The organism is Salegentibacter salarius (assembly GCF_900168265.1).
GTDB classification, from domain to species: domain Bacteria; phylum Bacteroidota; class Bacteroidia; order Flavobacteriales; family Flavobacteriaceae; genus Salegentibacter; species Salegentibacter salarius.
In genome coordinates this window covers 1-18,982 of sequence record NZ_FVZF01000018.1, presented here as the reverse complement: position 1 = coordinate 18,982, position 18,982 = coordinate 1, and the positions used below count along the sequence as shown (strand labels likewise).

Annotated in this window: 22 protein-coding genes; 10 read left to right on the top strand and 12 right to left on the bottom strand. The window is 37.2% G+C overall.

Annotated elements, in window-relative coordinates; translation table 11 throughout:
- Positions 1-154 precede the first annotated feature (154 nt).
- Both B5440_RS10600 and B5440_RS10595 read left to right on the top strand, forming a co-directional pair.
- Positions 155-913, top strand: a complete 759-nt coding sequence (locus B5440_RS10600; RefSeq protein ID WP_070053620.1) for a 5'-nucleotidase C-terminal domain-containing protein — start codon at positions 155-157, stop codon at positions 911-913.
- A 6-nt stretch (positions 914-919) separates the two neighbouring features.
- Positions 920-1,828, top strand: a complete 909-nt coding sequence (locus tag B5440_RS10595; protein WP_070053621.1) for a metallophosphatase — start codon at positions 920-922, stop codon at positions 1,826-1,828.
- Between the two features lie 74 nt (positions 1,829-1,902).
- Here the strand turns inward: B5440_RS10595 and B5440_RS10590 are convergent, their stop codons facing one another.
- The 7 genes from B5440_RS10590 to B5440_RS10560 all read right to left on the bottom strand — a co-directional run bounded on the left by B5440_RS10590 (position 1,903) and on the right by B5440_RS10560 (position 7,483).
- Positions 1,903-2,187 carry an addiction module antidote protein gene (locus tag B5440_RS10590; protein WP_070053622.1) on the bottom strand — a complete coding sequence of 95 codons (285 nt, stop codon included), beginning with the start codon at positions 2,185-2,187 and terminating at the stop codon, positions 1,903-1,905.
- A gap of 2 nt (positions 2,188-2,189) precedes the next feature.
- Positions 2,190-2,489 (bottom strand): type II toxin-antitoxin system RelE/ParE family toxin, encoded by a 300-nt coding sequence (locus B5440_RS10585; protein WP_070053623.1) that lies wholly within the window; start codon positions 2,487-2,489, stop codon positions 2,190-2,192.
- 89 nt (positions 2,490-2,578) lie between these two features.
- Positions 2,579-4,573: an NAD-dependent DNA ligase LigA gene (ligA, locus tag B5440_RS10580; protein ID WP_070053624.1), complete on the bottom strand. Its 1,995-nt coding sequence runs from the start codon at positions 4,571-4,573 to the stop codon at positions 2,579-2,581.
- Positions 4,574-4,587: 14 nt separating this feature from the next.
- Complete coding sequence (locus B5440_RS10575) at positions 4,588-5,256, bottom strand: VOC family protein (RefSeq protein ID WP_070053625.1); 669 nt, start codon at positions 5,254-5,256, stop codon at positions 4,588-4,590.
- Between the two features lie 11 nt (positions 5,257-5,267).
- The gene (locus B5440_RS10570) at positions 5,268-5,873 is read right to left on the bottom strand and encodes an LOG family protein (RefSeq protein ID WP_070053626.1); all 606 of its coding nucleotides are present in this window, start codon (positions 5,871-5,873) and stop codon (positions 5,268-5,270) included.
- A gap of 184 nt (positions 5,874-6,057) precedes the next feature.
- Positions 6,058-6,906, bottom strand: coding sequence for a peptide chain release factor N(5)-glutamine methyltransferase (gene prmC / locus B5440_RS10565; RefSeq protein WP_070053627.1), 849 nt, complete (start codon positions 6,904-6,906; stop codon positions 6,058-6,060).
- 91 nt (positions 6,907-6,997) lie between these two features.
- Positions 6,998-7,483: a GNAT family N-acetyltransferase gene (locus B5440_RS10560; RefSeq protein WP_070053628.1), complete on the bottom strand. Its 486-nt coding sequence runs from the start codon at positions 7,481-7,483 to the stop codon at positions 6,998-7,000.
- A 28-nt stretch (positions 7,484-7,511) separates the two neighbouring features.
- On the opposite strand from B5440_RS10560, the gene ribD reads away from it, so the two are divergent.
- From ribD to B5440_RS10540, 4 genes are read left to right on the top strand one after another with little or no spacing between them, the layout of a single operon-like run.
- Positions 7,512-8,549, top strand: coding sequence for a bifunctional diaminohydroxyphosphoribosylaminopyrimidine deaminase/5-amino-6-(5-phosphoribosylamino)uracil reductase RibD (gene ribD, locus B5440_RS10555; RefSeq protein ID WP_070053629.1), 1,038 nt, complete (start codon positions 7,512-7,514; stop codon positions 8,547-8,549).
- On the top strand, positions 8,542-9,150 hold the full coding sequence (locus B5440_RS10550) for an HAD family hydrolase (RefSeq protein WP_070053630.1): 609 nt from the start codon (positions 8,542-8,544) through the stop codon (positions 9,148-9,150). Before ribD ends, B5440_RS10550 begins: the two co-directional genes overlap by 8 nt.
- On the top strand, positions 9,147-10,019 hold the full coding sequence (locus B5440_RS10545) for an EamA family transporter (protein WP_070053631.1): 873 nt from the start codon (positions 9,147-9,149) through the stop codon (positions 10,017-10,019). Before B5440_RS10550 ends, B5440_RS10545 begins: the two co-directional genes overlap by 4 nt.
- 58 nt (positions 10,020-10,077) lie before the next feature.
- Complete coding sequence (locus B5440_RS10540) at positions 10,078-10,692, top strand: IMPACT family protein (protein WP_070053632.1); 615 nt, start codon at positions 10,078-10,080, stop codon at positions 10,690-10,692.
- Positions 10,693-10,865: 173 nt separating this feature from the next.
- Here the strand turns inward: B5440_RS10540 and B5440_RS10535 are convergent, their stop codons facing one another.
- The gene (locus tag B5440_RS10535) at positions 10,866-11,261 is read right to left on the bottom strand and encodes an acyl-CoA thioesterase (RefSeq protein WP_070053633.1); all 396 of its coding nucleotides are present in this window, start codon (positions 11,259-11,261) and stop codon (positions 10,866-10,868) included.
- 205 nt (positions 11,262-11,466) lie between these two features.
- On the opposite strand from B5440_RS10535, the gene dnaA reads away from it, so the two are divergent.
- The 3 genes from dnaA to B5440_RS10520 are packed head-to-tail and all read left to right on the top strand — an operon-like array spanning position 11,467 to position 14,101.
- Positions 11,467-12,894 (top strand): chromosomal replication initiator protein DnaA, encoded by a 1,428-nt coding sequence (dnaA, locus tag B5440_RS10530; RefSeq protein WP_057481374.1) that lies wholly within the window; start codon positions 11,467-11,469, stop codon positions 12,892-12,894.
- 11 nt (positions 12,895-12,905) lie between these two features.
- The gene (locus tag B5440_RS10525) at positions 12,906-13,376 is read left to right on the top strand and encodes a low molecular weight protein-tyrosine-phosphatase (RefSeq protein ID WP_070053634.1); all 471 of its coding nucleotides are present in this window, start codon (positions 12,906-12,908) and stop codon (positions 13,374-13,376) included.
- The gene (locus tag B5440_RS10520; RefSeq protein ID WP_070053635.1) at positions 13,376-14,101 is read left to right on the top strand and encodes an SAM-dependent methyltransferase; all 726 of its coding nucleotides are present in this window, start codon (positions 13,376-13,378) and stop codon (positions 14,099-14,101) included. The genes B5440_RS10525 and B5440_RS10520 overlap by 1 nt, the downstream gene beginning before the upstream one ends.
- Here B5440_RS10520 and B5440_RS10515 read toward each other — a convergent pair.
- The 4 genes from B5440_RS10515 to dapF all read right to left on the bottom strand — a co-directional run bounded on the left by B5440_RS10515 (position 14,098) and on the right by dapF (position 17,331).
- A complete protein-coding gene (locus B5440_RS10515; protein WP_070053636.1) occupies positions 14,098-14,769 on the bottom strand; it encodes a peptidoglycan-binding protein LysM in 672 nt (223 codons plus the stop codon). The genes B5440_RS10520 and B5440_RS10515 overlap by 4 nt on opposite strands.
- 212 nt (positions 14,770-14,981) lie before the next feature.
- Positions 14,982-16,025, bottom strand: coding sequence for an endolytic transglycosylase MltG (gene mltG, locus B5440_RS10510; RefSeq protein ID WP_070053637.1), 1,044 nt, complete (start codon positions 16,023-16,025; stop codon positions 14,982-14,984).
- Complete coding sequence (locus B5440_RS10505) at positions 16,025-16,549, bottom strand: GNAT family N-acetyltransferase (protein ID WP_070053638.1); 525 nt, start codon at positions 16,547-16,549, stop codon at positions 16,025-16,027. The genes mltG and B5440_RS10505 overlap by 1 nt, the downstream gene beginning before the upstream one ends.
- A complete protein-coding gene (gene dapF, locus B5440_RS10500; RefSeq protein ID WP_070053639.1) occupies positions 16,543-17,331 on the bottom strand; it encodes a diaminopimelate epimerase in 789 nt (262 codons plus the stop codon). The genes B5440_RS10505 and dapF overlap by 7 nt, the downstream gene beginning before the upstream one ends.
- A 137-nt stretch (positions 17,332-17,468) precedes the next feature.
- Between dapF and B5440_RS10495 the strand changes: the two genes are divergently transcribed.
- Positions 17,469-18,866, top strand: coding sequence for a trypsin-like peptidase domain-containing protein (locus tag B5440_RS10495; protein WP_070053640.1), 1,398 nt, complete (start codon positions 17,469-17,471; stop codon positions 18,864-18,866).
- The last annotated feature ends 116 nt before the right edge of the window (positions 18,867-18,982 follow it).

Genomic DNA, 18,982 nt, shown 5'->3' with positions numbered 1-18,982 from the left:
CTTTTTTTGCATTAGCATTACTGTTTTTAAGGTTAAGCAAGATTTTTTCGATATAATGCTCGCTTTTTTCGCTGAATTACTATCAAATTTTGAAAAGCAAAACTTTAGCCCAGCCGGATAATCTATTTATCTTTGCTTTTTTAATGAAATTTAAATGAAAACATTCACCTCTGGTATTTATCTGCTGCTAGCCATAATCGTTTTAGGCTGCAAAGGGAATTCGATTGAAACTGCCGAAATTAAAGGCCACCGCATCGCTGTAGACGAAAAGGTTAAAGCAAATGCTGAAATAGAAGAATTTATACAGCCATTTAAAGAGCATTTAAACAATACATTGGATAGCACTTTAGCTTACAATCCTCGCGCTATGGTAAAAAGTGATGGCGATCTAAATACTGCGATAGGGAATTTAATGGCCGATGTGGTTATGGAGCAAGCCGGTCCTGTTTTTAAAAGCAGAACAGGAAACGAGATAGATATGGTTTTGTTAAACCACGGCGGAATTAGATCTAGCCTTAATAAAGAAAATATTTCTGCCCGAAGTGCGTACGCTCTCATGCCTTTCGAAAATGAAATTGTGGTAGCCGAACTTTCCGGGGAAAAAATTAAGGAAATGCTTACTTACCTGGAACAGGCAAAAACCGCGCATCCTGTAAGTGGGATTCAGATTGAAATGGATCAGGATTACAAAGTTATCGGCGCAAAAATAAACGGTGAAGAGATTGATGAGGATAAAACCTATTTTGTAGCTACTTCAGATTATCTACAGCAAGGCGGCGATAATATGAGCTTTTTTAAAGATCCTATAACACTTAATAAAGTAGATTATAAACTACGTAACGCTATTATAGATTACTTTAAGAAGGTAGATACTTTAAAAGTTGATAAAGACAATAGGTTTATTAGAAAGTAACACGAAATGAAAAGAAGAAATTTTATACAACAAACCTCAGCAGCCACAGCCTTTATAGGAATTGGTGGCCTAAGTTCACTTTCATTTAAATCTAGCTACAAGAAGCACATTACCATTTTACACACCAACGATGTGCATAGCCATATAGAACCTTTTGGACCCGATGATTCCAGGAATCCTAATATGGGCGGGGTGGCCAGGCGAGCGACTTTAATTCAGCAGATTAAAAATGAAAATCCGAATACATTATTATTAGACGCCGGGGATATTTTTCAGGGGACGCCTTACTTTAATTTCTATGGAGGCGAATTGGAATTTAAGCTGATGAGCAAAATGAAATACGACGCAGCTACCATTGGAAACCACGATTTTGATAATGGGATAGATGGCTTATATGCGCAACTTCCGCACGCCGAATTTGATTTTATTTCTTCCAATTATGATTTCAGCAATACGGTAATGGATGGGCAAACTCACGATCATAAAATTTTCACCAAAGACGGAGTGAAAATTGGCATTTTTGGCTTGGGAATTGAGTTACAAGGCCTGGTGAATGATAGTCTTTATAAGGAAACAAAATACCTTAATCCTATAGAAATTGCGCAGGATCAGAGCCGAATTCTAAAAGAAGAAAAGAATTGCGACCTGGTTATTTGCCTTTCGCATTTAGGCTACAAATACAGCAGCGATAAGATTTCTGATATTAAACTAGCGCAAACCACTAAAAATATAGACCTAATTATTGGCGGCCACACCCATACCTTCTTAGAGAAACCAACGGTTGAAACCAACAAAGCCGGTAAAAAGGTTTTAGTAAACCAGGTGGGTTGCTACGGACTTTACCTGGGAAGAATTGATTTTTATTTAGATGATAAAAATAATATTGAAACCAACGGAGTCAAGATTGAGGTATAGTGATTCTTGAAAAGTTAGGAAATATCTTTTTATTCAATTTTGAATGAGAGAATTAAAGTGATAATGAATTACGTTTAATTTGAAATCGGGTTGATTTTAATTTGCCCGCCTACAGCTTTTAAAACTTTCATTATTGTTGAAAATTGTGGTTTTGCCCCATCAGATAAAGCTTTGTATATACTAGGCCGACTTAACCCGGTTTCATCAGCAATTTTTGTCATTCCGATAGCCTTTGAAATATGCCTTAATGCAATAATTAAATCTGAAGTATCCCCTTCTTCTAAAACAGAATTAAGATATTCGGCAATCATTTCGTTGCTGTCCAAGTAATCTGCAATATCAAATTTTGATGTTTCCATTCTTAATTTTTTAATTTGCTCCAAATTTCTTTTGCTTTTTCGATGTCCTTTTGTTGGGTTGATTTATCTCCCCCCACCAACAGAATAATAATTTTCCCATCGGTTTCTTTAAAGTAGATTCTGTAAGCTTTTGCATAATTAATTCTGAGCTCACTTATTCCATCTCCAACAGGTTTACAGTCTCCAAAGTGTTCGTCGTTTTCCAGTTTCTGGATTCGTAACAAAATTTTAGATTTTGCCCTCAAATCTTTTAATTTTCTTAACCACTTGTCAAATTCTACTGTTTTCTCTATAAAACACATTCTTCTAAGTGTATTCACTTAGATACAAAAATATGTATTTTTTTTGAATTCAGATTTCTAATAATGAAGTTTTTAAAGTGTATCCAGATTCAAGATAACATCTCCAGGAATTCTTCTTCTGAAATAATTTTAGTTCCCAGTTTTTCTGCTTTTGCTAATTTACTTGGGCCCATATTTTCGCCTGCAACCAGATAATCGGTTTTTCCTGAAATTGAGCCGGAAACTTTTCCGCCATTATCTTCTATCATTTTCTTGAGTTCATTCCTGGAAACCTTTTCAAAAACCCCGGAAATCACAAAAGTATTACCCTCAAGTAAATCGCTCTGGTTTTCCAGTTCTTCTGCAGCAATTTCCAATTGGAGTCCGTAGTCCTTTAAACGCTGAACGATCTCCCTGTTTTCTTCGGAAGCAAAGAAATCGGTTACACTTTCGGCGATGCGTTCTCCAATTTCATCAACCGCTGTAAGATCTTCGGTTGAAGCCGAAGCCAAAGCATCTATATTTTTGTAATGTTTTGCGAGTTTTTTAGCTACGGTTTCGCCCACATATCTTATTCCAAGGGCAAATAAAACCCGTTCAAAAGGAATTTCTTTAGATTTTTCAATTCCACTAATAAGGTTTTCTGCCGATTTCTCTGCCATTCGTTCCAATGGAAGAACATCTTCTTTTTTAAGTGTATAGAGATCGGCATAATTGGTAATCAAATTAGCATTCACCAACAAACCAACGGTTTCACCGCCCAGGCCTTCAATATCCATTGCTTTTCGAGAAATAAAATGCTGAATTCTTCCTATAATTTGCGGCGGACAACCATTATAATTAGGGCAGTAATGTTGGGCCTCGCCTTCCTTTCTTATTAATTCGCTATCACATTCGGGACAGGTCTCAGCATATTTTGTTTCGGGAGTTTCCGGATTTCTTTTAGTGAAATCAACCCCCACAATCTTCGGAATAATTTCGCCTCCTTTTTCTACAAAAACGGTATCTCCTTCCCGCACATCCAGTTTCTCAATTTGATCGGCATTATGTAAAGATGCACGTTTTACGGTGGTTCCAGCCAATTGCACCGGTTCAAGATTGGCCACCGGAGTGATCGCTCCGGTTCTCCCAACCTGGTAAGTGATCTTATTTAATTTGGTGCTCTCCTGTTCAGCCTTAAATTTATAAGCCATTGCCCAACGTGGGGATTTGGCGGTATAGCCTAATTCATCCTGCTGATCAAAACTATTTACTTTCACCACTACCCCATCGGTTTCATAAGGTAAATCGTGGCGGTGTTGGTCCCAATAATTTACGTAATCTAACACTTCAGCAATACTGTTTTTTAACTCGGCTTCAGGTGGAACTTTAAAACCCCAATCCCTGGCTTTTTCAAGGCCTTCAAATTGTGATTTTACCGGTAAACTATCGGCTACCAAACTATACAGCAGGCAATCTAAAGGTCTTTTGGCAACCTCGGCACTATCCTGAAGTTTCAAACTTCCTGAAGCAGTATTTCTAGGATTTGCATAAGGTTCTTCGCCGGCTTCTACCCTTTCGGCATTCATTTTTGCAAAACCTTCGTAAGGCAAAACAATTTCACCCCGAATATCAAATTTCTGCGGAAATTCGCCCTTCAGCTTTAAAGGCACAGACCTTATGGTTTTTATATTATTGGTCACATCATCTCCCTGAAAACCATCTCCACGCGTAACCGCACGTTTTAGTTTACCATCTTCATAGGTCAGGCTAATAGAAGCGCCATCGTATTTTAATTCGCAAACATACTGTACTTTACCACCAATAGATTTTTCGATTCGCTTTTCCCAGTCTTCCAACTCTTCTTTAGAGTAAGAATTGGAAAGCGAATACATTCTATAATCGTGAACTACGGTCTCAAAATTTTTAGTTATCGCACCACCTACACGGCGTGTGGGAGAATTAGGATCATCAAATTCAGGATTATTCTCTTCCAGCTCCTGCAATTCTTTCAGCTTCATATCAAAATCGTAATCGCTGATCTCGGGCTTATCCTCTATATAATATAAATAATTATGGCGGTGTAATTCTTCGCGTAACTGCTTGATCTTTTCTTCGGTATTCATAAAAGGCTGGTAAGTTATTGCTGGGCTTTTAATTGATCGTCTTCAAAAATAAGGGAATGCTGTTTTTCCTGGTGCGAAAATTCAATTTTAAATTCAGATTTAAACGCTTTATCATCTGTAGGAAACCAATCTTTAAGTTTTTGGTTTATGGTGATGAGCAGACCTTCGTCATCGCCTATCGCACAAAAATGCTCAAAATCGCCATCATATTTCTCCAATTCAAAATTGGCATTTAGAAAGTTGAATTTCTCTGTTATATTTTCAGTCACAAGGCCAACTTCACTAATTCCCAAAATACTTTTTTCTGAAAATAATGCCGATCCCGGTTTACTGAAACTTTCCCGGGAAATGAATTCAATTATATTTTTGTCTTTATCGTAGAAATAAAGCGACTTCGCACTCCACGCCATAAAATCTACAATTTCCTGTCCGTTTCCTCGTAAAACCGGAACCCGTTCTTTCACCCATTCCAGGGCTTCCTTATGTTGATTATCGGGGATATGAAATGCGATATGATAAGCTGTAGCGTTTTCTTTCTGCTGACATCTTAAAGTGGAATAGCCGGTTTCAACTTCAAAATAATCATCGCTATTATCGGTGATCTTTAGATTTAAGGTATCCCGATAAAAACGTAGTTGCTCTTTTAAATTATCACTATATATTTGAAGTTTATGGATTTTCATAATGTCTTAATTTAGGTCTGATCTTTATTCATCCATTTGGGAACCGGCATAGGTTTAAAATTATGCATTTTTTCCAGGAGTTCTTCTATATTTTCAGCAATAAGCAAAAGATCAAAATTCTCTTTTCTAAGCAAACCTTTTCTCACCATGGTTTTAAGCATTGCGATAAGATCGTCGTAAAACCCGTTAATATTTAATAATCCAATGGGATTTTGATGAAGCCCTAATTGTCCCCAGGTTACGATTTCAAAAAGCTCTTCAAAAGTTCCAAAACCGCCGGGCAGGGCTATAAAACCATCACTTAATTCGTGCATTTTAAGCTTCCGCTCGTGCATATCTTTGGTGGTGATCAATTCGGTTAAACCGGTATGTACCACTTCTTTGGTTTTTAAAAAATCTGGAATCACCCCAATTACTTCGCCTCCATTTTGCAGTGCTCCGGCAGCAACCTGTCCCATTAAGCCGAGTTTGCTTCCACCAAAAATGAGTTGAATATTTTTTTGAGCTAAAACTTTACCTAAGCGATAAGATTCGGTGTATATTTTTTCGTCATTACCTTCGCTGCTTGCACAAAAAACGGCAATACTTTTAAGTTGTTTTTTATTGTTATTTTTCAAAACACAATAGATTTTTATTTGCAAACCAGACTTCTCGACTGCGCTCGAAGTGACAAAAGATTTAAGTATTCTTATACCTAAAAATATTCGTGTATTCGTGGCGAATGTCTTTTGACAAGCCTGATTCTATATTTTACACTTTTCCTGCTAAAAATAACTACGAGGTTAAAAGAAACTCGCAGGATTAGTTTATCTCACCTCTTAACATCCTAAAATTCCCAAAAAGATCCTTTCGTAATTCGGTGCTAAAACCATATTTCTGCATCATTTTTTCGGTTTCTTCTGCCAAGTATTGGTTGATCTCAAAATAGAGTTTTCCACCCGGATTTAAAGCGGTTTTGGCCAATTTCGTGATTTTATCGTAGAAAAGTAAAGGATTATTATCTTTAACATACAATGCGCCTGGCGGATCGTAATCTAAAACATTTCGGTGCATTTCCTTTTTCTCCAGCTCCCGAACGTATGGCGGATTGGATACTATAATATTCCAGTCTCCGTTTAGAGCTTCGGTTTTTAAAATATCTTCTAGAATAAAATTAATCTTAGCGTTGTTAATTTCAGCATTAATTTTCGCTATTTGCAAGGCTTTTTCAGAAATATCTATTGCTGAAATCTGAGCTTTTGGAAGATTTTTCGCCAGACTTATGGCTATGCAGCCGCTGCCGGTTCCTATATCCAGAATCTTCAATGCTTTTTTCTCTGAAGCGAAATCATCTAAAACCCATTGCACCAATTCTTCGGTTTCCGGTCTTGGCACCAATACATTTTTATCAACTTTAAAAGTCAATCCGAAAAATTCTGTTTCTCCAATAATATGCTGAATGGGTTCATGGTTTTTTAAACGAGCTAAGGCTGACTCTAATTGCTGAACCTGATTTTTATCAATTTCAATTTCAGGATTTAAAGCAAGATTTAACCGATTGATCTTGAAAAAGGCTTCTGTTAGCATAAAAAAAAAAGAAAATATTTCTTCGGGAGGATATTCGTTTTCCAGCGTTTTAAAAAATGTTCCTTTTTGTGCGTTTAGTTTCATCTTTCCGGTTGTGGGTTGTCAGTTCTCAGTTGTGAGTTGTCTGTTTTCTCTTTAATTTTCACTATTCACTTTTCACTCTTCACTATTTTTCCTAAACATCCTTAATCATCCACATCGTGCAATTGTAATGCCCAGTGTCGCCAATAGGCTTATTTAAAGATTTGAATCCGCTACGGCCGTAGAGCTTTCTGGCGCTTTCCATATACGGCAGGGTTTCAATATAACATTGCTCGAAACCTTCTGATTTTGCAAATTTAAGACAGGTATCCATCATTTGTGCGCCCAAACCTTTCCCGCGAGCTTCAGGGAGAAAATACATTTTTTGCAGTTCACATATTTTTTCTTCCAGTCCAATTAACGGGGCAATTCCGGCGCCACCAATAACCTTTCCTTCCTCTTCCACCACAAAATAATTCATTCTCGGCTGTTGGTAAGTAGCAAACATATCGTCCAAAGCTTCGTCCTCATAGGCGGTGCCTACTTTAGGTACACCCATTTCTACTAAAACCGTTCTTACTACTTCGGCAACTTGTTGATTGTCTTCGGGTTGAATTTCCCGTATTTTTAGCGTGCTCATTCTTGGTAAATAATCCTATTTTAGAGGCGTGAATATACACGAAAAATATATAAAACGCTGTATCGAACTGGCCAAAAACGGACTGGAAGCAACCTATCCTAATCCGCTGGTAGGCAGCGTAATTGTTCATAAAGATAGAATTATTGGCGAAGGCTGGCACCAAAAAGCAGGAGCCCCACACGCCGAAGTAAATGCGGTAAATTCTGTGAAAGATGAATCGCTTTTAAAAAAATCTACCATCTATGTAAGCCTTGAACCCTGCAGCCATTTTGGAAAAACGCCGCCTTGTAGCGACCTAATTATCGCTAAGGGCATTAAAAAAGTGGTGATTGGCACTGTAGATCCTTTTGCTGAAGTTGCCGGACGGGGCATTAAAAAATTAATGGAAGCCGGTTGCGAAGTTAAGGTGGGAGTTTTGGAGAAAGAATGCCAGAAGCTCAACAAACGCTTTTTTACTTTTCATCAAAAAAAACGCCCCTATATTATTTTGAAATGGGCGCAAACCGCCGACGGTTTTATCGCTCCAAAAATCCAGGAAAAACGCGAGCCAGTTTGGATCACGAATCAATATTCAAAACAACTGGTGCATAAATGGCGTAGTAAAGAACAGGCTATTTTAGTGGGTACTAATACAGCAATTGCCGATAATCCCAAACTAAACACCAGGCTTTGGAAGGGCGAAAACCCGGTTCGGGTGGTGATAGACAAAGAATTAAAAATTCCCCAGGATTCTGAATTGTTTGATGGTACTATAAAAACCATTGTTTTAACCGATAATGTAAGAAGTTCAGAAGATAATTTGATGTTTGAAAAGCTAGATTTTCAGCAAAATTTACCTGAACAAATTTGTGAGGTTTTATATCGAAATAATTTGCAATCGGTAATTATTGAGGGTGGTGCAAAAACGCTTCAGACTTTTATTGATGCCAATCTTTGGGATGAAGCGAGAGTTTTTACCGGGATTTCTGAATTTCATAAAGGCGTAAAGGCACCGGAATTTTCGGGAAAAATGTTTTCAGAAACCACTCTGGAGCGGGATACTTTAAAAATTTACAAGAATGATTAAAACAATAATATTCGATTTTGGAGACGTATTCATCAACCTGGACAAGCCGGCTACGATGCGCGAAATGAATAAACATGAAATCGAAGAACTTTCAGAAAGTTTGCTGGATATTAATCAACAATATGAAAAAGGATTGATTTCTTCTTCAGAATTTGTAAAATCTTATCAAACTGAATATTCCCAGCTTCAGGAAAAACAGTTTAAAAATTCCTGGAACGCGATTCTAATAGGTTTTCCGGAATACCGTTACCAGTTTTTAAAAAAGCTTTCCGCAGAAAAAAACTACCAGTTAATTCTGTTAAGCAATACCAACGAAATTCATATAGATTGGGTGAAAGAAAATGTACCGTTTTTTGAAGATTTTAAAGCTTGTTTTGACGCTTTTTATCTTTCTCACGAGATCAATTTTAGAAAACCCGATGCTGAAATTTATGAGTATGTGCTAGAGCAACACGATTTAAAGCCACAAGAATGTCTTTTTATAGATGACACCAGGGAAAATACCGAGGCTGCTAAAAATTTAGGAATTCATACCTGGAATATTGAACCTACCCGCGAAGATGTGATCGATTTATTTACTGCTAAAAAAGAGTTATTTTGATCTATCTACTGCTTAGTATACTTTCTTCCACGGTTATTTTTGTGGTTTTCAGGCTGTACAAAAAATATGGAGTGAACACACTCCAGGCCATCATTGTCAATTATTTTATCGCCTGTATCGTGGGCTTTTTCGGCTATATTGAAAGTATTGACGATCTGGTAAGAATCCCTTCAGAATCCTGGTTTCTGGGAACAGTATTTTTGGGCGCTATGTTTATAACGGTTTTTAATCTCGCGGCAATTACCACGCAGCGTAGTGGCCTTTCAGTGGTTTCAGTAGCTACCAAAATGTCGGTTGCAATTCCCGTTTTCTTCGGAATTTTTATTTATAATGAAAGCCTTGGATTTTTAAAAGTTACCGGAATTATTCTCGCCCTCGCGGCGGTTTATTTGAGTTCTATTAAAACGAAAAAAGGAATTAGCATAAAGAAAGAAAACCTCATATTTCCTTTGCTGGTTTTCGTGGGCAGTGGGATTATTGACACCACGATAAACTACCTTGAAAATTTCTATGTTTCTGAAACCGATGTGGGGCTTTTCTCTTCCAGTATATTTGGAGTCGCCGGTATTATTGGAACCACGATCTTAATTGGACAGGCAGTTTTAGGAAAACTAAAAATTACCTGGAAAAATATAGCAGGAGGAATTGCGCTGGGAATTCCCAATTATTTTTCGATCTATTTCTTAGTAATGGCACTGCGATATCCTGGCTTTGAAAATTCTGTGATCTTTACCCTGAACCACGTGGGAATTGTGTTAGCCTCAACCATACTGGGAATCGTACTTTTTAAAGAAGTTCTCTTAAAGAAAAACTGGATTGGAATTGCGCTAGCCGTGATAAGTATTATTTTGGTGGCGAGTAGCCAGTAGTTTTTTCAAGAAGACCTCACAGGTTTTAGAAACCTGTGAGGTCTAAAAATTAGTAATAATGAAAGACACCTATAAAACCATAACCAAAGCTTCGCCCGAAGTCTTATTTAAGGATAGGAATTCAAAATTCTTTGGCTACGCATTTCCGGTTAAGACAGAAGAAGAAGCAAATATTCGTTTAGAAGAATTAAAAACAAAACATCATAAAGCGAGGCACTGGTGTTATGCCTGGCAATTTGGAAAATCTGAAGCCGATATTCAATATCGCGCCAATGATGACGGCGAACCTTCCAACTCTGCAGGAATGCCAATTTATGGTCAAATTCAATCTTTTGAGGTTACCAACATTCTAATTGTGGTAGTCAGATATTTTGGCGGAGTAAAACTCGGTGTGGGCGGACTTATAAATGCCTACAAGACCGCAGCGCAAATGGCACTGGAAGAAGCCAATATCGTTAAACGAACCATAGATGAGCTTTTCGAGATCAGTTTCGATTATCCTGAAATGAATATCGTGATGCGATTAATAAAGGAAAACAACCTCAATATTATTGAACAAAAACTGGAGTTAGATTGTAAGATCTATATTTCTGTAAGGAAAAAAGATGCAGAAGCTATTTTTGAAAAATTCGATACTACTTATAAAGTTGAGATTAAGAAATTGGAGGATTGAATGATTATGTAAAATACTTGAAGAAATTCAAAGATACATATCGTCTGGCTGAACTCTTTTCAGACTTTATCACGAATTCACTTTGGGATTCTAACCTAAAATAATTTTACACACCTTAGATCCTGAAACAAGTTCAGGATGACGGAATGATTTAAGAATATAAAACCGTACATCTACTTCAACTTCTCTAAGATATATTTTGGGCAACGAATTGGTCTTTTGGTTTTGGAATCCATAAAAACAAGGGTAGTAAATGCTTTAGTGAGCAACTCTTTATTTTGATTATAAATTAAATACTCAAAAGTAATTTTTACCGACGGAAGTTCCTTCAGTTTCACTTCAATTTCAAGCTCGTCTTCAAAAACTGCCGGCTTTAAAAACTTTGTATTGAGTTCATAAACCGGTAACATTACGCCGTTTTCTTCCATAGTCTTATAGGAAATTCCTAATGCCGAAAGCCAATCAAGGCGGGCTATTTCAAAGTATTGGGCGTAATTCCCGTGATGCACCACTCCCATTTGATCGGTTTCCGCATAGCGGACTTTAACATAAGATACGTGACTTTTCATATTGAATTTAACAGGTAAAGTGAACGAGGTTTTGTACTTTCATAAGCGGATTTAAGTATGCATAAAATTTTCTTAAAATTCAACCCTAAATAGGTTTTTTTATTAGATAATTTGTTCACATATTTGTTCCACTCAAGTTGAAAGACCCCTATATCTTTTAACTGCTTATAAACCACTACTAACCTAAAATAATACAAAACAAAGCATGTCAAAAACTGCGCAATCAGTTTGGAATAGCTGTCTGGCTTTTATCAAAGATAACATCACTCCACAGGCATATAAAACGTGGTTTGAACCTATACAAGCAGTAAAACTTACAGATTGTGCACTTAGCATACAGGTGCCGTCTAAGTTTTTTTACGAATGGTTAGAAGAACACTACGTAAAGCTTTTAAAAGTTTCGCTTACTAAAGAATTAGGAGAAAAAGCGAAATTGGTCTATGTGATCAAAATGGAAAATACCTACGGAAACAAAATGCCGTTTACCGAGAAAATTCCGAGCACCCAGCGTAGCAACATGGCTTCCCAGGAAGTAGATGTCCCCATAAAGAATAAAAATCCCGAATTAAAGAATCCTTTTATAATTCCGGGAATTAGAAATGTAAAGATCGAATCACAGCTTAACCCGAGTTACAATTTTGAGAATTTCCTGGAAGGAGATTCCAACCGATTGGCAAGATCGGCAGGATTAGCTGTGGCCAATAAACCGGGTGGAACTTCTTTTAATCCGCTGCTAATTTTTGGTGGTGTTGGATTGGGAAAAACTCATTTAGCTCACGCGATTGGAGTTGAAATTAAAGATAAATACCCTGAAAAAACCGTTTTATATATTTCGGCAGAAAAATTTACACAACAGTATATAGAATCTGTAAAGAAAAATAACCGAAACGATTTTATTCATTTTTACCAGATCATTGATGTTTTAATTGTGGATGATATCCAATTGCTTTCAGGAAAAGCGGGAACCCAGGATGTATTTTTCCATATTTTTAACCATTTACACCAAAACGGTAAACAGGTAATTCTTACCAGTGATAAAGCACCGGTAGATATGCAGGATATTGAACAACGCCTGCTTTCAAGATTTAAATGGGGACTTTCGGCAGAACTGCAACATCCAGATTTTGAAACCAGAATCTCTATTATTAAAAACAAACTTTATCGCGACGGCGTAGAAATGCCGGAAGAGATCGTAGAGTTTTTAGCTAATAATATTAAAACAAATATCCGCGAACTGGAAGGCGCTATTATTTCGCTTATCGCCCACTCTTCTTTCAACAAAAAAGATATCACTTTAGAACTTGCTAAAAAGATCGTAGACAACTACGTGAAAAATACCAAGCGTGAAGTTTCTATAGATTATATTCAGAAAGTGGTGAGTGATTATTTCCAGATGGATGTACAAACTTTGCAGTCTAAAACCCGTAAAAGGCATATTGTACAGGCAAGACAACTGGCTATGTTCTTTGCTAAAAAGTTCACAAAAGCTTCTTTGGCAAGCATTGGTTCACAAATTGGAAAACGCGATCATGCCACCGTTTTACACGCTTGCAAAACGGTAGATAACTTATCTACTACAGATAAGCAATTCAAGAAATTTGTTGAAGACCTCAACAAGAAACTTACAATATAAACGTATTTTTTATGAAGACTAAGGTATTGATGGTGTGCCTGGGCAACATATGCAGATCACCGCTTGCCGAGGGAATTTTAAAATCTAAAGTAGACCAATCCCAGGTTTTTGTAGATTCAGCCGGAACGGGAGATTATCATATAGACGACTCTCCAGACCCACGATCTATTGCGATAGCAAAAAAGAACAACCTGGATATCACTTATCAGCGCGGAAGACAATTCCAGGCTGAAGATTTTGATAGATTTGATCGCATTTATGTGATGGACAATCAGAATTTTAAAGATGTGATCTCTCTTGCCAGAAATGACGACGATCGCGCTAAAGTACAATTAATCCTGGATGTAATTTTCCCTGCGGAAAATGTAGATGTTCCTGACCCATATTTTGGTAGCGAGCACGGGTTTGAAAATGTGTACCAAATGCTCGATGAGGCTTGCGAAAAAATAGCAGATCAGCTGAAGGAAGAAAACAAAGCATAATGGCAGACTTTAGATATTCAGGAAAACTTTATCTGATTCCCACTACTATGGGAGCGGCGAACCCCATGCAGGTTTTACCTATTCAGGTTAAAGAAATTATGGAAGACCTGGATATCTATATTGCTGAAAATGAGAAAACAGCTCGGAGACATATAAAACAACTACTTCCGGAGAAACAGCAATCTATTTTAAAGTTTTTCAGCTTAAATAAATTTACTGAAGCTACTGAAATTCCTTCCTTTCTAAATGACTGTAAAGAAGGAAAAAATGTGGGGCTACTTAGCGAAGCCGGTTGTCCCGGCGTTGCAGATCCAGGTGCTGAAATTGTAAAAATCGCTCATAATGAAGGCATTCAGGTAATTCCATTAGTTGGGCCCTCTTCAATTCTACTGGCAATGATGGGCAGCGGAATGAACGGGCAGCGTTTTACCTTTAACGGCTATTTACCTATAGATAAAAAAGAAAGAAAAAAGGAAATTAAAGATTTAGAGCGACTTTCTTCAGAAAAACAGGAAGCTCAAATTTTTATTGAAACTCCTTACCGAAATAATAAGTTACTGGAAGACTTTCTGCAGCTTTTACATCCAACTACCAGGCTTTGCGTAGCTTGTGACCTTACTCTACCTACAGAATATATCGTAACTAAACCGGTTTCTGAATGGAGTAAAACAAAAACAGACCTCCATAAGAGGCCTGCTATTTTTATATTTCAAAAAGAAATCTAAGCTCTATAAGCTTTTATATTCACCCTGGGATTTTTCTCCGGCTGAACAAAAGAGGTATCGTAACCTCCAAATTTCTTCATATAATTTCTTATTGAAGTTCCAAAGGCATCGCTAAAAGATTGCGCGCCCCAACTTCTCAAGTATTTTTTTACACTTCCGGGACCTGCAAGGTGAGCAGCGGCAAGAATACCAGATTCGGTTACTTTCACTCCATTGATCACTTTGCCTTCAAAACGAGCAATATCTCGAATTAAGATCCATTTGTTTCTGGAAGCGTTCGTGTAGAATGCTGCTTCCTGCAGTTCTGGTGAGCCCAGAAATTCTGCTCCATTATAAATGCCGAGTAACTTTAGGGTACCAATACCAAACTGGTATTTTCCCATATAGCCAAACTCGTTGATGGTTTGATAATTTCCACGGGATTCTTTAAAACCCAGTGCTTCTTTAAAACCATCATAGGACTTCCCTAATTTAGGCAAAGGCCTTTTAAGGCTTAAATCTTTTGCTAATTCGCTTTCCTCTACTAAGGCCACGGTATAGTTTAGATCAAGATTGGAAGTTGAATATCCTTCAATTTCCAGATTTGCTGCTTCTCTAGTTGAAAAACTGAAAAACATGCAGCCTGCAAAAACAGGCAAGATTGAAAATTTTGCAATTTTCCTTCTCATTACATTTTGTTTCTGAAAGGTTAACGGTTTCAGTTAAATAATTAAACTTACGCCCCTTTCAATTTCGCCGTGCAAATGTACAACAAATTTTAAAAATCTGAAGAACAAGGTGTTAAGCAAATTATAAAGTTTCATTTTGGCTTAACATGGCTATAAGAAAGCGCCAGTCAAGCCGTTAGAACTTTCTTAAGAAGAAGGAAGGAAAATATTTTTTATCTTTTTACTCCTTGTTTATTAATCCAACGCACATATTCCTGCTTATTCCGGTTGTGTTGTGCTAAATTCTTAGCAAATTTATGGTAGCCAAAATTCTCTACATCGGCTACAAAATAGAAGTAATCGTGGTCTTCATAATTAAGCACTGCATTTATTGCAGAAATGTCTGCCATAAAAATAGGACCTGGCGGTAATTCCTTATACATATAAGTATTGTAAGGTGAATCCAGCTCAAGATCTTTATAAAGCACCCTTTTTATAATGGTATCCCATTTTTGGGTCTTGTTTTTAAGTGCATAGATCACCGTTGGGTCCGCATCTAATTTCCAGCCGTTTTTATACCGGTTCATATAAACGCCCGCAACTTTTGGGCGTTCGTCTACTTTGGCTGTTTCTTTATGTACTACGGAAGCTAAGGTGGAAACCTCTTTAGGGTTCAATCCAATTTCTTCAGCTTTCTTCCTTTTTTCTTCAGTCCAGAAACGTTCGTATTCACGTTTCATCCTGCTTCTAAATTCTTCAGCTGAAGTATTCCAGTATAATTCATATTGGTTAGGAATATACATTGCTAAAGCTTCCGCTTGCGTAAAATCGTTTTCGGCTAAAAAGTCTTCATCTTTAAAAGCTTTAATCAAAGCAGTACTATCGGCTTCAATTTGTTCGGCGATTCTTCCGGCGAGATCTTCCAGGCGCTCCTGGTTATTGAAAGTTAGTTTCACAGGAACATTCCCACGACGCAAGGCATTCACCAATTCGTTATTATTCATCCCTGATTTTATCGCATATCTTCCCGCTCTAATATTAGAGGCATAACCTTTTTTCCTGGCCACCAGATCAAAAGATTCCATATCTTCAACATAAGGCTGAAGACTGTCTATCACTGTTTGATAATCTGCTCTGGTGGGTACATAAACCATCTTTTCTTCTTCTGAAAAACTGGTATTTGCCGAAAATATACTGGTATAAATATAATAGCTAAAAACAGAAAGGCCTATAAGTCCAAGAATGGCAATGGCCAGGAGAATTTTTTTAATGTACATTATTTATTGATCAATTGATATAGAATTTCATCTTTAAATTGGCCTTCAAAATAAGTCCAATCTTTTTTTACGCCTACTCTTTCAAAACCTAAATTTTCAAAAAGTTTCACACTGGTTTCGTTCCCGCCGGTAATATTCGCATAAACCTGGTGCAATGCAAGATGCTTAAAACAATAATTACAGATAAGTTTAAGAGCTTCTGCCCCATAACCTTTTCCGCGTTCTGAAGCATCGGCTATTAGAATACCAAGGGCAGCCCTTCTATCTTTAGGTTCAAAATCAAAGATATCTATAAGTCCTACTTCTTTATCCTTTAGATCACATATCACCAGGCGAAGTTGTTTTACATCATAAATATCTCGGTGTGCATTTTCAAGGTATTGCTTAATCATAAAACGGGAATAAGGAGCTTGAGTAGCGCTTACTTCCCAAAACTCTTCGTTATTCTCCACAGCGTGAACAAAATCGAGATCTTCGGGCTCCAGGGCTCTTAGATATACCTTATCTCCTTTTAAACTTAGCATACTATTTCACCTTTAAAAACCTGCTCTGCCGGGCCGGTTAACCAAACATCGGTATATATTTCATTTTCTTTTTTAAAAGAAACCGACAATTCCCCTCCAGGAACAATTAATTTTATAGTATTGCCATTAGCTTTCCCAGATGCATGCGCAGCCAGTGCTACCGCGGTAACGCCGGTACCACAGGAAAGTGTTTCGTCTTCCACTCCCCTTTCATAAGTTCTAACCAGGAAGGTATTCTCTTCCTGCATATCTACAAAATTCACATTGGTCCCGCCCGTGCTTATATATTCATTAGAATACCTAATCACAGCGCCTTCTTTTTTCACATCGAGATCAGTGACATTTTTTGTAAAAACCACGTGATGTGGAGAGCCGGTATCCAGAAAAGCACTATTCCCCAATTGTTTTATTTCTGAAAGATTTTGCATTTGCAAGCTTACCTGGTGATCACTAATAGTCGCTTTATGTGGCCCATCTATTGCGGTAAATGTTGCTTCGTTTTCTATGATTCCCAAAAACTTAGCAAAAGCTACCAAACATCGGCCGCCATTGCCACACATACTACTTTCGTTCCCATCGGCATTAAAATAGACCATTTTAAAATCATCTCCATCTACCTCAGGATTTTCTAAAAGGATTAATCCGTCTCCACCAATACCAAATTTACGGTCGCAAAGCTTCTTAATTAATTTGGTATTGTTTTTGGATATTAATTGTTGACGGTTATCAATCATCACGAAATCGTTTCCCGTCCCTTGATATTTATAAAATGGAATTTTCATTACTTAAATTTTAAGGGCTTCAAAGATACTATAAAATACACGATTTTTTGCGGTGTTAAATGGCCGTTAAAGTTAAAAACACCAAATACTAATATTATAAATTTAAAGTTGAATTATTTAAAAATACATCCTACAAAATGAAAAATTTATCAAAACTACTTCTCGTTTCCATACTTGGAGGCGCCTTGACCCTAGGGAGTTATAAAATGTTTTTCGAGGAAGAAATCCCGGCAGGCTTGCCACCGGTTTCTAAAACTTCGGTTGAAGCAATTCCGGCAACTTATTCGGGAAATATTTACGGTACTAATGCCGATTTTACTGAAGCTGCAGAAAACACCGTAAACGGTGTAGTTCACGTTAAAAATGTGGCGGTTTTCAAAGGTCCAAGAACTATTAGAGATCTTATGTATGGAAATAATAGTGGCGGAAAAGCGCTTCAGGGTGCAGGTTCCGGAGTTATTATTTCTCCCGATGGTTATATTGTAACCAACAACCACGTGATTAGAGAGGCAAATGAGGTTGAAGTAACCTTGAACAACAATAAAACTTACCAGGCTGAAATTATTGGCACCGATGAAACTTCAGATATCGCTTTATTAAAAATTGATGCTGAAGGATTGGATTATATTCCTTTTGGAGATTCTGATAATGTGAAGCTGGGCGAATGGGTTTTGGCGGTTGGAAATCCGTTTAACTTAAAATCTACTGTTACCGCAGGAATTATAAGTGCCACAGCGAGAGATTTAAATACATACGATGCCACTCCTCAGTCTTTTATTCAAACTGATGCCGCGATAAACCCGGGAAATAGCGGTGGCGCATTGGTAAATATCAATGGCGAATTAGTAGGAATTAATACCGCCATCACTTCTCAAACCGGTAGTTATGTAGGTTATGCTTTTGCAGTACCCTCTAACAACACCAGGAAAATAGTAGAAGATATTATGGAATATGGTGATGTTCAGAAAGGAATTCTGGGAATTCGAGGTGGAAGTGTTGACCAACGCGCTATTGAAGAATTAGATCTAAAGACTTCCCAGGGAGTATTGGTAGCCGAAGTTACTAGCGGAAGCGGAGCTGAAAAAGCAGGGTTAAAAGAGGGTGATATTATCAAAAAAATAGATGATATAAACATCAATAAATTCTCAGATCTTACCGGTTATATTTATACCAAACGACCAGAAGACGAAGTTCTGGTAACTTTTTTAAGAGAAGGTAATGAAAGTCAAGTCAAGGTGAAACTTAGCAAATTTGAAACCTATGTTATTTCCCCTATTAAAATTGAAGTTGCCAATGCTACAGATGAAGATCTGAAAGCTTTAAATGTTGAAAATGGCGTAAAGATCCATCGAACTTTATCACCGAAGTTACCGGCTGAAGAACTAGTGGGAACAATTATTACCGCGATAGATAATAAGAGAGTTTCTAATGTAGGCGATGTGGAACGAATTTTTAGAAATAAAAACCCTAAAGAAGACATAGTTATTACCATTGTGGATAGAAATGGTCAAAAACAGCGAATAGTTTGGCGATAAAAATCAAGCCATAAAACCAATAAAGAGGCTGTCTGAAAAGGCAGCCTTTTTTGTTGTATTATTTTCTGGTTTTTAGTATTTTCATGTAATGAAAGCCAAAGCAGTATTTAAGACCT